Here is a 14,426-nt window from a genome sequence, read left to right as displayed (position 1 = left end):
ATGTATCACCAAAGGATTGTTATTGACGGATTGCAGTATTGCAATTGGGATCGAGAGTACTTCCAGACATTAAAAAACAGTGGCATTACTGCGGTTCACGCTACGATTGTTTATCACGAGACCGCGCGTGAAACGTTAAGCCGCTTTGCGGAATGGAATTTACGGTTTGAACAAAATGCCGACTTGATCATGCCGATCCATTCTGTCGCGGATATCGAAAAGGCGAAAGCATTAGGCAAAGTCGGCATTTTCTTTGGCGCGCAGAACTGCTCATCGATTGATGATGAAATCGGTTTGATTGAAGTGATGCGTCAACAAGGTCTGCTTATTATGCAGCTGACTTACAACAACCAGAGCTTACTTGCGAGTGGGTGTTATGAGAAAAATGATAATGGTATTACTCGTTTTGGTCAGCAAGCGATTGCTGAAATGAACCGGGTTGGCATGATCATCGATATGTCACACAGTGCAGAGAGTTCGACACTCGAAGCCATTGATTTGTCGTCGCGTCCTATCTGTATTAGTCATGCCAATCCAACGTTTGCTTTTGAAGCACTGCGTAATAAATCGGATACGGTGATTAAATCGTTAGCAGCGCGTGGCGGCATGCTTGGATTTAGCTTGTATCCCTTTCACTTGCCCAATGGCAGCCAATGTACTTTAGAGGATTTTTGCCAAATGGTGGCTAAGACTGCCGATATGGTGGGGGTTGAGCATCTTGGTATTGGTAGTGACCTTTGCCTTAATCAACCACAAGCCGTGTTGGAGTGGATGCGTAATGGTCGTTGGTCTAAAGCGATGGATTATGGCGAAGGCTCGGCAAGTAATTCAGGCTGGCCGGACTCATTACCTTGGTTCTGCGGCAGCGCAGGCATGGAAAATATTTATAACGGATTAATGCGCTATGGATTTTCAGAATCTGAAGCGGGACAAGTACTGGGGGAAAATTGGTTTAACTTCTTACAGCAAGGATTAGAGCCTATTTCGTAATGTCATCACCCATATATGGAAAACCAGCCCACTATTTTAATCATAGAGTTGGTGGTAAACACACCTTTGCAGCTGCAAAGAAAACCTCTGGAGTCAGAGTATGTCAGATTTAACCAAACGCGCGAAAGCGACGGACCTAGATAGTGCTGGTAGTCATACCGCAAGCGCGTCTAAATTGTCAAGTGATAGCGCAGTAAGTGGAAATAATTCTACAGCGGATAAATTGGGTTTTAGTAACCCAGCTTTTTGGTACAGCGGCAGTTTTATCGCTGCGTTCGTATTCTTAGCATTATACGATGAAGCCTTGTTATCCAGTCTGGTGAATACCGGATTTGCATGGTCAGTAAAGGTCTTCGGTCCTTATTGGCAATTATTGTTGTTATTAACGTTTTTTATTGGCATAGGTTTAGCTGCAGGTCGTACTGGTAGAGTCGTGTTAGGCGGGATTGCGAAACCTGAGATGGATGGTTTCCGTTGGATGGCAATTATCTTTTGTACCCTGCTTGCTGGTGGTGGTGTGTTCTGGGCCGCCGCTGAACCGATTGCCCACTTTGTGAGTCCTCCGCCTTTGTATGGTGCACAGGAGAATGTTCAGCAACAGGCTGTTAATGCATTGTCACAATCGTTCATGCACTGGGGTTTTCTTGCTTGGGCTATTGTTGGTAGCCTGACATCTATCGTCGTAATGCACCTTCACTATGATAAAGGTTTACCGCTTAAACCGCGGATCCTGCTTTATCCTGTTTTTGGTAAACGCGTACTAACGGGTCACACTGGCGCCTTGATTGATGCTTGTTGTATCGTTGCGGTTGCTGCCGGTACTATTGGTCCAATTGGTTTCCTTGGCTTACAAGTGAGTTATGCACTCAACTTTCTGTTTGAGATCCCAGACGGCTTTACTACGCAGCTAATCATCATCTTGTTTGCCATTGCGTTATATACGTTATCCGCGCTAAGTGGCTTAAACCGTGGTATGCAAATGCTCAGCCGTTACAACGTCATATTGGCTTGTGTGTTGATGGTTTATATTCTTATTTTTGGCCCAACTAATTTTATCTTTAATGGCTATATCCAGGGCGTGGGTAGCCTGGTCGATAACTTCATTCCAATGGCAACGTACCGTGGTGATGAAGGTTGGTTGAGCTGGTGGACAGTATTCTTCTGGGGTTGGTTCTTAGGTTATGGCCCGATGATGGCTATCTTTATTGCCCGTATTTCGCGTGGCAGAACCATTCGCCAGTTAGTGACAACCATTAGTATTATTGCGCCGCTAACAACGTGTTTCTGGTTCACTATCGTCGGTGGTTCGGGTTTAGCATTTGAAATTGCAAACCCAGGTTCAGTGAGTTCTGCATTCGAAGGCTTTAATTTACCGGGCGCACTGCTTGCGGTGACAACACAATTACCATTTCCGATGATCACGTCGATTCTGTTTCTTATCCTGACCACAATATTTATTGTGACGACGGGTGACTCGATGACTTACACCATCAGTGTGGTTATTAGTGGTGAAGAGGAACCAAATGCCTTTATCCGTGCTTTCTGGGGCATCATTATGGGGGTTACCGCGTTAATCCTTATTTCACTTGGTTCAGGGGGGATCTCTGCACTGCAATCTTTCATTGTTATTACTGCAGTACCTGTTTCTTTAATCTTATTGCCATCACTTTGGAACGCGCCACAGATCGCGATGAAAATGGCGAAAGAGCAAGGTTTATAGGTTGTAGTTCGGTCAGTTTATAGATTGATCATAGCGAAAACAATGTGAAGCAAGGCGGTGAGCAAGCCGCCTAATTAAAACTCTTATAATTAAAATGGAAGTTAATAATATGGATGCTCGTCCTTCAACTTGCGGTGGCACTTATATGCGTGATCCTGAAACCGTCATGGCGCCAGAAAGACTCGGTGCAATGCATCAAAATCGAATTAGTTTTGTGCGCAGTTTAGTCCGTAAAATGGCGCAACAAAACTGGCAAGTCACTAAGCATGATTGGCAGTTATCACCACAAGGTTTTGGCCATGTGATTTATAAACTGACAACGTTAAATCATGTTTATCACTTAGTTGTTTTTTGTGATGAGATCGCGGATGAAGAGCGTAATGATCGTGTTATCGCCGAAAAGTGGGACGTGACGTTTGCCCTTGTTTATGGTGATGTCGATGCTGATTTACTGGCATGCTTACGTGCAAATGTGCCGTTACAAGAAGCAGGGCGGAATCCAAATAAGGTATTGGTATTAGCCAGAGCAAATAAAAGTGTCCGTGTATTTGAACATCTAGTGTCGCACCTTGCCAAAGGCCAGCAGCCAAATGCCAAAGAACTCGCTGAAGTTGGTTACATCCTGCGTACGACTGCTGTTTATGGTAATGGCAAGTTTGGTATTGCTGACTTTGGCTGGCTTGAAACGAATGATGACTTTAGTCAGTCCTTCAGTGCGCAGATGTGTGCTGTGTATATTTTACGTGAATTCAGCTTGGATTGGGTTCATTACATCGCCAATCAGCAAGGTGGTGAGCAGGCGGTTAGTTTAGATGTTGAGTTACAACGCTACCTTGGTATCGGAAATGCAACAGGGCTCGGTATGGCGCCATACTTAATCAATCATCCCTGTGTTGTTGATAAGTGGTTATCATCTCGAGAGTCTGCGCTAACAGCGGTATTGAACAGTGCGGTTACGGTCAATAAACTCGAGTCATTACAACGTTTATTACAAAAAGCCCTTTGTCATTTGGATCAAATCATCACCATTAATGAACATCAAGATGGCCTTAATACCACTGCAATAGCTGAGCTGGATGATTTATTGAGTAAGTTGGAAAGCGTGCTATTACAGAGCACGACCTGGCAGGTATTAGTTGATTACAGTAAACAATATAGTTTAGAAACCCAAGAGATCCTGTTGTCATGTTTAATGGAGATTTATCCTGATTTAGTGGATAGTTATGAAACCAAGATGAATTGTGATGAAAGCTTAAATCTACCAAGCGGTAAACGTATTGAAGATTTATTAGCGGTATTGGAAAGTCGTTATCGTTGGGCAATTGACATTGATTTTAAGCAACCAGAAAACAACTATTGGTTTTGGTATCGTTCACAGGACAAGGAAGAACCACGTTTAGGCGTTAGGGGTGAAGAACCAGGCGAAGACCGTGAATTACCGCTGGATATTGCTCGTCAAGCCTATCGCCTTTATCACGCATTGTTGATCTGTAAACCAAACATGCAGTTGGCTGAATTTTTAGTACTATATCCCCAATATCGTGCGATTTCGCGTCGAGTTTGGACGCTCGGTAATAAAGATATGGGCGAGATCCAGATGAACGTATTACACAAAACAGCACTGCCAATGCATTTATTGCGTTGTAAATTAGCGGTATTTGGCGCAACTAAGTTTGACCCTCGTTCAGAACGTTGGGTGCGGGTTACCTTTTTTCAAGGCGCACCTTTGCTTAATGAAATTCATGATGGTGAGTGGTTGTTCCCGTTGTTACCGACCCATTCATTAAATCAAGTCGTAGCAGAAGGAGATGCGTCATGATTGTTTCACATAATGAATTAACTGGCGTTGTTAACAAAGCCTTTCTTGGCATGCGCCGTACCTGTGGTGAAGCCGATATTATTGCCAATATGGTTGCTGGTTTGCAGATGGTCGGCTTGAATGGTATTGGCCATTTCAACAATGCAGCACGATTTTTGACGGTCGAAAAAGATTGCCCTGTTGATATTTTCACCACCAATGACGGTAGTTTAGTCGTTGATTTACATGGCTGTAGCTTAGCTTGTCACTTGCCTGTGGTGATTGACTATGCGATTGAGAAAATGGTGGGTAAAAAGCACCTGACGATTGAATTGAAAAATTGTCACAACCGTTGGCTTGCGTATAACGAGCTGGTGAAGCTAGCGGCTAAAGGACTAGCCTGTAAAGCACAATGGAATAACGGTTCGTCACCACAAAATACCCTGTATATCTTGAATCAAGGTTGTGTGTCTCCGGAATTGTTTTTATCTGACCATCTGGACTTCGCGGAGAGTGCATTACATGATATGACCATTCAATTATCAGTGAAAAGTTTTGATATTGCGGGTTACTCGGCGGGTTACACAAGACATATTAAGTCTTCAGAACTAAATCGTGCACTACGTGATACCTGGAATGACGGCATTCTGGTTGATGATGCGGAGTGGGAAACGTTGAAACAAACCGCCACAGCACTCTTGGTTGAAAATAGTGAACAATCGCTTAAGGGTGCTGGAGAACTGGTTTAGCATGATGAAACGCCAACTAAAAATTAGCTCATTAACTTTGCTCGTTTTTTAGTTTACAGAATAACTGTCTATTGGCATCGCCGAGGCAGTTGATGAATTTCAACACTCGGTGATAACTGTTTATAGATATTAAGTATATCCATTAAACAGCTGTCAAACGCGGCGATCACGCTAGGGTCAAACTTGCTACCGGATAATTCTCGGATTTTATTAATGGCGATCTCAATTGGGATCGCCTTTTTGTAACAACGAGGATGGATCATGGTATCAAAGGTATCAACAACGGCAACAATACGCGCTGATAATGGGATGTCATGATATTGTAATTGGTTCGGGTAACCATTGCCATCCCAGTGTTCGTGTAAAGTTAGCGCAATATCATGAGCGAGTTTAAGCGTGGCTGATTCTGCATCTTGCAAAATCTTTGCGCCAATCACTGGCGCTGTTTTCATCATGACCAACTCTTGCATTGTTAGTGCGGCGGGTTTTGATAAAATCTGTTCGGGAATACCTATCTTACCTATATCGTGTAATTTTGCGGCAGCGCGTAACTCTTTGGCTTTGTCTTTTGACATGCCCATGTTTAAACCAATTACCTCACAATAACGTGATACCCGTCGAATGTGGTTTGGCGATGAATCATTCTTATATTCGGCTGCTAGGCCAAGTCGAGTAATCGTTTCAGCATTGGTTTTTTCTAACATTAAGTGCAGCTGTTCATTTTCTTTACGTGATGCAATCAAACTATCAATCATATTGTTGAAGGCGTATTGCGTTTGCTGCAGTTCTACAAACGTGGATTCAGCTATATTTGTTTTAATAAATTGACCGCAACGGATATTCTCTGCAATTATTTTTATTTTTCGCAGTGAGTCGGTAATGTGATTAATAAAAAAGAATGAGGTGAGACAGGCAATAATACTGATCACGAGGCCAAATAAAATATTCAACTTCTGATTATCAATTAAGTCACTGAGAAAGAATTTTTCTGGCATGTAAATCGCAATGATCCATGGCCATTTATGATGGGTAAACTCTTTAAATAAACCATGATAGGTATTGTTGTCGAAGTCAAATGTGACGGCTGTTGCAGTATCTCCGGTCGAAAACAATTGAGTTTTTTCTTGCAACGCTTGCCATGCGGTTAAGGCGATTGGATTGTTAATTTCATTGATGCGTGGAAAGCGTAAACTTTCATTTGCAGTGTCTTGAATGATCTTTTGGTCGGGATAGGCGATGATTTCACCGAGTCGATTGGTGACAAAGGCGGTGCTGTGTTCGCCTAGGTCAAGGTTATCGAAAAATGATGAAATAGTGGCCAATGATACATCGACGCCAATGACACCTATTAACTGCTTATTTTTGTTATAAACCGGCATTGAACTGGTGATCCCAGGTTTACGTGAAGAAAAGAATACATAAGGGTCCGTCCAAGATAACGCATCGTTATCCAGGGCTTTATTAAACCAAATTCGGTCTCGTGGGTCGTAAGATTCGTTAATTATTGTTTTTACGGAAAGCTGTGCAAAGTTATTATCATGAGTGTAGAGATGTGATGAATTTAATGCATTATTAGTATCAAATGTAGTTAATTTAGTATCAAAGGTAATTAATTTTCGTGAAAATAATGGCTCTTTGAAACCTTGCTCGCGTTGTACATGGACGAAGGTGCCGTTGGTATTGGCAAAGTAGATCCCTGAGATATGTGGTGATTGTTTTAATTGCTGGAAAAAATATAAACTGAGATCATCGGGGCGATTAATCGATAACACATCTGAACGGAGCAATTCACTGGTTAATAAGGTTGTTGCTTCTGCTGTATCAAGAAATCGTTTCGAGTTATCAATAATATTATCAGCATAATCAATCATTAACTTGTGAGCATGTGCATTAAATGAACGCTGATTTGAGATGTAACTTGAAAGTAATAATGTGGTAAGCGTGACAAATTGCAGCAGAATTATACCGCTAATAAGGGCTTTTTTTATGGTAATACGCAATGGTAATTCATCCTTGAATTATGCATAAATATGAGTTTAAGCTCTATTATTAACACTGGTATTTAATAGAGTCAAGATCCCTTAAAGGATCACACTTGGTAGTTGTTCAGTGTATTAATCACTTCTTCTGACTGACGTAAGGCTCTTAATTCGGTAAACAAGTCGACCGCTTCAGGATACTGCTTACGTAGATAGCTAAACCATTGTTTTATTCTGTTGGGTAGATACTTTTCTTTATCACCACGGATCTCTAATTGGCAGTAGTTCTGCAATAAAACCACCACATCAGCCCAAGGCATTGGTGCTTTGTTGTATTTAACTACCTCACCTAAATTCGGTAAGTTTAATGCACCACGACCGACCATTAAATCGTTACAACCAGTCACCTCTAAACAACGTTGAGCATCGGCATGACTCCAAATTTCACCATTGGCAATCACTGGTATTGAAACATGCTGCCTGATTTCGGCAATCGCTTGCCAGTTAATCGCGGCTGCACGATAACCATCAGCTTTGGTACGGCCATGAACTGTTAGTTCATTGGCACCTGCTTGTTGCACTGCATCGGCAATTTCTAACTTTTGATTACTGTCTTCCCAACCTAAACGGATCTTGGCACTGACGGTATGTTCTGCGGGTACGGCATCACGTACTTGTTTAACGATTTGATACACCAATTCTGGTTCACGTAAACATGCCGCGCCACCAGATGACTTATTAACTTGTTTCGCCGGGCAACCAAAGTTGATATCTAAACCGTGAGAACCAAGGTCAATCGCACGAACAGCATTTTCTGCCATCCATTGTGGATGTTGCCCTAATAATTGAATTCGTACAGGAGTACCGGCTTGTGTACGGCTACCATGGTTTAATTCGGCACAATAACGGTAAAAAATCTTCTCTGGTAATAGCTGTTCGACGACGCGAATAAACTCGGTTACACATAAATCATAACCGCCTTGTGCGGTCAGTAACTCGCGCATCAAATTGTCAACAACGCCCTCCATTGGGGCTAAAACTACGCGCATGTTATTGTCCTGCGTTGGCAAAATGAGCGATTAAAACAGAATTAACCACAATTGCCAAATATATCGTATAATAATTTCTTCAAAAGGGCGTTAATCTTAATACTTGCTTGCATATCAACAAGCAGTTACATAAAATTTATCGCCAATATTATTTTTATATATGAGCACATGTTTTATACCCAAATTATTTGGTGATATGACATAGTTACCCAGAAACTTGGGTATAGTTCATCAAACTAACAGGTTGAAACATGAACCAAGAAACACTCGGGTTTATTAAAAACAGTATTAAATCAATTCCAGATTACCCGAAAGAAGGCATCATCTTCCGTGACGTAACAAGTCTTGTTGAAAATGGCCCTGCATTCTCTGCAACTATCGATTTACTTGCCGAGCGTTTTAAAGATGCTGGTTTTACCAAGATTGCTGGTACTGAAGCGCGTGGCTTCATTTTTGGTGCGCCGCTTGCTAAAGCGCTAGGTTTAGGCTTTATTTTAGTGCGTAAGCCAAACAAATTACCGCGTAAAACTATCGAGCAAAGTTACCAACTTGAATACGGTACAGATATATTACAGATCCACGTTGATGCTGTAGACGCTGGCGATAAAGTACTTATCGTTGATGACTTATTAGCGACGGGTGGCACTGTTGCTGCGACTGTATCTTTAATTCGTCAGCTTGGCGGTATTGTTGAAGAGGCTGCATTTGTTATCTCATTACCCGATCTGGGTGGTGAAGCTGTATTAAATAATCTTAATGTTAATATTACCAAATTAGTTGATTTTGACGGCGAATAGTCCGCTACAATGTTAACCATCGTAATAAATATGATTAGCTGGTGGCCGACTGCCAGCTATTTTCAGTCCCGAGCATATTAGTGCTTATCAATATTAAGTAATCATTGAACTGTTATGAGTTATCAAGTTTTAGCGCGTAAATGGCGCCCGCATAATTTTCAGCAAGTTGTTGGTCAACAACATGTGCTGACCGCTTTAGTTAATGCGCTAGAGCAAGACCGCTTACACCATGCTTATTTGCTTAGTGGTACGCGTGGTGTTGGTAAAACGACCATCGCCCGTATTTTCGCCAAAAGCTTAAACTGTGAGAAAGGCATCACCAGTACACCTTGCGGTGAATGTTCAACCTGTGTTGAGATTGACCAAGGCTGTTATGTGGATCTGCTTGAAATTGATGCTGCTTCACGTACCAAGGTAGAAGATACCCGTGAGCTACTTGATAATGTGCAATATAAGCCTGCTCGTGGCCGTTTTAAGGTGTACTTAATCGATGAAGTACACATGCTTTCTAAGCACAGTTTTAATGCGTTATTAAAAACGTTAGAAGAGCCCCCTGAATATGTGAAGTTCTTACTGGCGACAACTGATCCACAAAAACTACCCATTACGATCTTATCGCGTTGTTTACAGTTTCATTTAAAATGCCTAACGACTGAGCAGATTTCTCAGCAGTTAGTCCACATTTTATCGCGCGAACATTGCCAGTATGAATTGTCAGCATTGAATTCGATTGCCAAAGCAGCCGATGGCAGTATGCGAGATGCGTTGAGTTTGACCGACCAAGCGTTATCACATGGCGCTGGTGAAGTCTTATACCAGACAGTGCTAGATATGCTGGGCACGTTAGATCACAGCCATATGCTGCAGCTACTGCGCTTAATTGTCAGTGGCGATGCTAACAAGTGTATGGCTAAAATTGCTGAAGTCAGCTCGTTAGGACCAGACTTTGACCAATTACACGTTGAGTTAGCAAGCTTGTTACACCGCATTGCTATGGCGCAAATTTTGCCGTCGTCTGTGGTTGATACCGAGCATGCCGATAAAGTGAAAGCGTTATGTGACGATATGTCTCCAGAAGATGTACAGTTATATTATCAAATCACCTTAACAGGTCGTAAAGAATTGCCGCTTGCTCCTGATCCACGTAGTGCGTTAGAAATGACGATATTACGTATGTTAGCGTTCCGTCCACAAGGACGTTTACAAGCACCTGAGAGAGATGTGACGCCAGCCCCTGTCGCAATCGCGCCTGCGGTGACTGAAACGATAATAGCTGCGCCTGTTGAGCAAACCGTGGTTTCTCAAGCTCCTGTGCAAGCTACAACGCCAGCTGTAATGCCAATAGCTGCTCCAGTTCCGGCTCAGATACAACAGCAAGCACCTCAGCAAGTACAGCAACCTGTACCAGAATCAATGCCGCAACCAGTAGCACCAGCTGCAGAGCAGCGTGATGAAGCTGTTACGAATTTAAACCTAGAGCAAAACGAGCTATTACAAGCAGCGCAAGCGATGGGTCATGTTGAGCCGAAAACAGTTACACCGCAAAGTGTTGAACAACAAACCGCTGACCCACAGAGTGTTGAGCCGCAAAACTATGTTACTCCGCAAATTGAGTCACCAAGTGTAGCGCCACAGGATTATGCTGCGCCTCAGCCGATAAATACGGCACCGGTAGCGGAAAACAGTGTTGACCAAGGACGTAAAACCCGTAATTTTTTACGCAGTCGTTTAGGTACAACTGCAAAAAAGTCGGCAGCGGCGAAGAGTGAACAGGCTCCATCGTCGTATGTACCGCCGAAAAAAGCGGTAACACCTGTTATACAGCATACACCCGCTATGCAGAGTCGTTTTAACGCACCTGCAAGCCAACCTATGCAACAGCAACAAGCACAGCAACAGTCTGCACCTGCATGGCAAGAGTTACCACCGCTTGACTCCTATCAGGACCAAGGCAACTTTCAAGGTCAAGGTAATTATCAAGACCAAGATCAGGGTGGTTATCATAACCAAATGCCAGAACCTAGTGCTTATCCAGCGCAAGGTTTTGCTGAGCCAGCTATTCGTCAAATAGACCGCTTTAGTCAGGTTAAGGTTGATATTAATGATTTGTCACCGGCTTTTCAGGCGCAGAAGTCAGGTAAATCAACAGCAACTGCACCGTTAGACAATAAGCTACGTGATGAGAATGATCCGTGGTGTTGTTACATTAATCAGATGAGTTTAGGTGGCCGTGTGCGCCAATTGGCGCTGCACAGTGTGATGGAGCAGGAACCTGGTCGTATTACTTTGACCATGAATCCAGACCAACGCTATTTTGCCAATGACAAGTCGCGTCAGCAGTTAAGCGACGCGCTGCAGCAAGTATTATCAGAGCCCGTTGAGCTAGTGATTAACTTTGGTGAAAACTTAAATAAATCAACGCCAGCGCAACTTGAAGAAATAATTTATCAACAACGCTTAGCGAATGCGACTAAAAACTTGTATGATGATAAGTATATTCAGTTCTTTATGAACCGTCTCGGCGCTGTTATTGATGATAGTTCAATTGTGCCGTTATAAAGATTTAGCAACCTTGAATTTTTTTCAATAATACCCATATAGTATGGATATTCAATGCGAAGCAATCGGTATTTATTTATTGTTGTTCGCAACAGTCAGATATAAAGAGAGTTTAATATGTTCGGTAAAGGCGGAATGGGTCAGCTAATGAAGCAGGCTCAACAAATGCAAGACAAAATGGCTAAAGTACAAGAAGAGCTAGCTAACATGGAAGTAGTTGGCGAATCTGGTGCTGGCATGGTTAAAATCACTATGACTGGTAGCCATAACGTACGTCGTGTGCAAATCGATCCAGAATTGATGGAAGACGATAAGGAAATGTTAGAAGATCTTATCGCTGCTGCAATCAACGATGCTGCTCGCCGTGTTGAAGAAGAAAACAAATCGAAAATGGCTGACGCTACTGGAGGTATGAAATTACCACCAGGTATGAAAATGCCTTTCTAATTCTTTGATTAGAAAATAGTTAAACAATATTTAATATCTGTTAGCTAAAATACAGCGATAAAATGGCAAGTAACCTTTCTTTATAAGAACCGGTACTTGCCATTTTTTATAGCTGTTATTTTATAAACATCACATCACGATATAAACAGGCCAACCTAACAAACCTGTTAGCCCTTCTTTATATTCAAATCGCTCTAATCGTTCTGGGCTCACATCTTGTAAGCGCAGTTCACGATAGTTTTTAGCAAACGTTAATGTGCGCAATAAACCGGATGTAAAATATTTACCAAGTTCAAGCTTTATGGTCTCGGCAAGTTGTGATGGCAACTCGGACAATGTTAGCTTAATTTGTTGGTCTATATGTTCAATCGAGAACCAGACGTCTTCCAGTTCAATTTTCGCTACGCGTTGCTTAAGATCCGGTCTTACTTTAACGGGACCAAAAAATAGACGGTACAGAACCACTTCCGCAAACACGCTTTCGAGGCTTAAAATATCTAAAGGATCGTAGGTTGTTTGCGCGTAAAACTGCTTTAACAAACCGACAATAGACTCTTCACGGTTAAACTCTAACAGAGCGTCTTGATAGCTCTGCCAGCCTTGCCATTCATCAGCATCACTTGGTGTTGAGATTTTATCGAGTAGCATAGGGTCGATATCGCCATATACTGATTTACCGTCTAGCTTATACTTGCTAACACGACTCAGCATGCTCCAACCTTTCTGGAAAGATTTTACAATGCCGTTTGGTGCAATGATCAGTTTAAGTGCTTGCGCCAGATCGTGATTACTGAGCGACATCAATCCCAAGCTCGCTACCCCGATCACATCGAAAGCAGCGTTCTCTAGCAGATGCATTTTATGTTTATTATAAAATTTATCAGCCAGCTTAAGGCTCATCAATACAGCCTTGCTTTTAATTTCGGCAAGTTGTGCTTCATCTAATAGCGCTTCTGCTTGCGCATAATCTAATACTTTAGTTAAAAAAGGACCTTGATTGCTGTCTCTTAGTACAATTTGCATTAATGGAGTCCTTAATCAAGAAAACTAAACATGTCATCAACTTCAGCGTATTCATCATTTACTTCGTTTTTCTCTTTTGCTTGAAGTACTAATTCATTGACGAAACTGTCGATGATAGCCACCCAGCTTGAGTTTTCGCTACGCAGTAAATTCTTAATTGACTTTTCAACATCTGGAGCCAGTTCACGGATCAGAGCTAATAAGCTGCGTGGATCATCAAGGCTTAAGCTGTGCGCCTCTTCTTCTGCACTACGGTCGGTAAAACCAACGGTTTCGCCATCATCTTCATCATCATAGTTATCAGTAATGTGGCTGTGATGATCTGCTTCTACCGCGGGTGCTAATAGATATTCAATAAACGGGATCGAGAGATAAAAAAGACCGGCTTGGTCTTCAGCAATGCACTCTAAAATAGCCGCTTGTTTCGCTTCACTATCTTGGATACGGATAAGATAGGTTAAAAATTCAAACGTATGCTGGATTAATTCATCAACGTTGTTTTTAACTTTTTCTTCCCAATATAGCGGTTGCTGGCAAACAATATCGCGGATCTGCTCAGGGGTCATCAGTTCAGACATGATAGAAGGGCAAGAGATATCATGATGACTGTTAATTTGCGTTAAGGTCACGATATCCATCTGCTCGATAACTTCAATCAAAACTTCATCGGTCATGGTGCTAGCCATTAACTCAAATTTCTTACTCGCCTGTTGCGGTTCTACATCGGCAAGTTGTTTGATTTCGATTACGGCTGTTTCAATTAAGCTGTTCATTATCGCTCTTCCTCTTCCTCATCAAATGGGTCGTAATAAGCTTCTTCTTCTTCTTGATCTTCGATGTAGTCATCATCTTGCTCTGAATTTGTCGCGGCTGACTTGTTGTCATTCGCCAACAAGAATAGGACGATACAGCTCTCTATTAATAAGGTCTCAGAGTGATTTTTTACAGCTAACACAAGTGGTAAGTCGGCCTTATTAAATGCGACAGTGGTTTTAAATTCATCCCACTCAGGCTGAATACCTTCTTTGACCCAATGAGCCCACTTGTTTTTTGCTTCCGGTGGGAATTTAACCTGATCATAAAGCGCAATAGGCAAGTACTCAGGAACAGACTCAAGTAACTTTGGATCAGCTAATAAAACAGCTTTAATTTGGCTAGTAAATTTCGCAAGTGCATCTGGCGTATCGGGATCGTTATAAGATTCGATATTGCTATATGCATTTTCTTTTAATTCATCAATACGTGATAGATCTAGTGCTTTTGTCATGAGTGCTCAGAAATTAACTTATAGGATAAAATTGATCCCACAGCTCGC

At 42.1% G+C, this 14,426-nt stretch carries 12 protein-coding genes; 7 read left to right on the top strand and 5 right to left on the bottom strand.

From position 1 onward, the window contains the following. The 4 genes from PE36_RS09690 (at position 1) to PE36_RS09675 (ending at position 5,257) form a co-directional block, all read left to right on the top strand. A complete protein-coding gene (locus PE36_RS09690; RefSeq protein WP_006031827.1) occupies positions 1–990 on the top strand; it encodes a membrane dipeptidase in 990 nt (329 codons plus the stop codon). A gap of 100 nt (positions 991–1,090) precedes the next feature. Further along, positions 1,091–2,710 (top strand): BCCT family transporter, encoded by a 1,620-nt coding sequence (locus PE36_RS09685; RefSeq protein WP_006031826.1) that lies wholly within the window; start codon positions 1,091–1,093, stop codon positions 2,708–2,710. 109 nt (positions 2,711–2,819) lie between these two features. Next, positions 2,820–4,529 (top strand): hypothetical protein, encoded by a 1,710-nt coding sequence (locus PE36_RS09680; RefSeq protein ID WP_043994400.1) that lies wholly within the window; start codon positions 2,820–2,822, stop codon positions 4,527–4,529. Next, positions 4,526–5,257: a DUF3726 domain-containing protein gene (locus PE36_RS09675; RefSeq protein WP_006031824.1), complete on the top strand. Its 732-nt coding sequence runs from the start codon at positions 4,526–4,528 to the stop codon at positions 5,255–5,257. The genes PE36_RS09680 and PE36_RS09675 overlap by 4 nt, the downstream gene beginning before the upstream one ends. Before the next feature lie 68 nt (positions 5,258–5,325). Here the strand turns inward: PE36_RS09675 and PE36_RS09670 are convergent, their stop codons facing one another. Beyond that, positions 5,326–7,257, bottom strand: a complete 1,932-nt coding sequence (locus tag PE36_RS09670; RefSeq protein ID WP_006031823.1) for an HD domain-containing phosphohydrolase — start codon at positions 7,255–7,257, stop codon at positions 5,326–5,328. An 89-nt stretch (positions 7,258–7,346) separates the two neighbouring features. Continuing rightward, positions 7,347–8,285 carry a tRNA dihydrouridine(16) synthase DusC gene (dusC, locus tag PE36_RS09665; protein ID WP_006031822.1) on the bottom strand — a complete coding sequence of 313 codons (939 nt, stop codon included), beginning with the start codon at positions 8,283–8,285 and terminating at the stop codon, positions 7,347–7,349. A gap of 251 nt (positions 8,286–8,536) precedes the next feature. Here dusC and apt point away from each other — a divergent pair, with 251 nt between their 5' ends. From apt to PE36_RS09650, 3 genes are all read left to right on the top strand, one after another. Beyond that, positions 8,537–9,082 carry an adenine phosphoribosyltransferase gene (gene apt / locus PE36_RS09660; RefSeq protein WP_006031821.1) on the top strand — a complete coding sequence of 182 codons (546 nt, stop codon included), beginning with the start codon at positions 8,537–8,539 and terminating at the stop codon, positions 9,080–9,082. Between the two features lie 114 nt (positions 9,083–9,196). After that, positions 9,197–11,641: a DNA polymerase III subunit gamma/tau gene (gene dnaX / locus PE36_RS09655; RefSeq protein ID WP_006031820.1), complete on the top strand. Its 2,445-nt coding sequence runs from the start codon at positions 9,197–9,199 to the stop codon at positions 11,639–11,641. A 117-nt stretch (positions 11,642–11,758) separates the two neighbouring features. Then, positions 11,759–12,088, top strand: coding sequence for a YbaB/EbfC family nucleoid-associated protein (locus PE36_RS09650; RefSeq protein WP_006031819.1), 330 nt, complete (start codon positions 11,759–11,761; stop codon positions 12,086–12,088). Between the two features lie 129 nt (positions 12,089–12,217). Here PE36_RS09650 and PE36_RS09645 read toward each other — a convergent pair whose 3' ends face one another. Genes PE36_RS09645 through PE36_RS09635 form a run of 3 tightly spaced genes read right to left on the bottom strand, consistent with a single transcriptional unit; the run spans position 12,218 to position 14,378 of the window. Beyond that, the gene (locus tag PE36_RS09645) at positions 12,218–13,111 is read right to left on the bottom strand and encodes a hypothetical protein (RefSeq protein ID WP_006031818.1); all 894 of its coding nucleotides are present in this window, start codon (positions 13,109–13,111) and stop codon (positions 12,218–12,220) included. Positions 13,112–13,122: 11 nt separating this feature from the next. Further along, positions 13,123–13,884, bottom strand: a complete 762-nt coding sequence (locus PE36_RS09640) for a hypothetical protein (RefSeq protein ID WP_006031817.1) — start codon at positions 13,882–13,884, stop codon at positions 13,123–13,125. Continuing rightward, positions 13,884–14,378: a hypothetical protein gene (locus PE36_RS09635; protein WP_006031816.1), complete on the bottom strand. Its 495-nt coding sequence runs from the start codon at positions 14,376–14,378 to the stop codon at positions 13,884–13,886. The genes PE36_RS09640 and PE36_RS09635 overlap by 1 nt, the downstream gene beginning before the upstream one ends. Between the last annotated feature and the right edge of the window lie 48 nt (positions 14,379–14,426).

The organism is Moritella sp. PE36, assembly GCF_000170855.1.
Classification (GTDB): Bacteria; Pseudomonadota; Gammaproteobacteria; order Enterobacterales; family Moritellaceae; genus Moritella.
This window is presented reverse-complemented; position numbering and strand designations above follow the sequence as displayed.

What these genes read in the sequence shown, in the direction of transcription:
- PE36_RS09675 (WP_006031824.1), top strand. Translation starts at nt 4,526, where the DNA reads ATGATTGTTTCACATAATGAATTAACTGGCGTTGTTAACAAAGCCTTT.
- apt (WP_006031821.1), top strand. Translation starts at nt 8,537, where the DNA reads ATGAACCAAGAAACACTCGGGTTTATTAAAAACAGTATTAAATCAATT.
- PE36_RS09650 (WP_006031819.1), top strand. Translation starts at nt 11,759, where the DNA reads ATGTTCGGTAAAGGCGGAATGGGTCAGCTAATGAAGCAGGCTCAACAA.
- dusC (WP_006031822.1), bottom strand. Translation starts at nt 8,285, where the DNA reads ATGCGCGTAGTTTTAGCCCCAATGGAGGGCGTTGTTGACAATTTGATG.
- PE36_RS09680 (WP_043994400.1), top strand. Translation starts at nt 2,820, where the DNA reads ATGGATGCTCGTCCTTCAACTTGCGGTGGCACTTATATGCGTGATCCT.
- PE36_RS09635 (WP_006031816.1), bottom strand. Translation starts at nt 14,378, where the DNA reads ATGACAAAAGCACTAGATCTATCACGTATTGATGAATTAAAAGAAAAT.
- PE36_RS09690 (WP_006031827.1), top strand. Translation starts at nt 1, where the DNA reads ATGTATCACCAAAGGATTGTTATTGACGGATTGCAGTATTGCAATTGG.
- dnaX (WP_006031820.1), top strand. Translation starts at nt 9,197, where the DNA reads ATGAGTTATCAAGTTTTAGCGCGTAAATGGCGCCCGCATAATTTTCAG.
- PE36_RS09640 (WP_006031817.1), bottom strand. Translation starts at nt 13,884, where the DNA reads ATGAACAGCTTAATTGAAACAGCCGTAATCGAAATCAAACAACTTGCC.
- PE36_RS09685 (WP_006031826.1), top strand. Translation starts at nt 1,091, where the DNA reads ATGTCAGATTTAACCAAACGCGCGAAAGCGACGGACCTAGATAGTGCT.
- PE36_RS09645 (WP_006031818.1), bottom strand. Translation starts at nt 13,111, where the DNA reads ATGCAAATTGTACTAAGAGACAGCAATCAAGGTCCTTTTTTAACTAAA.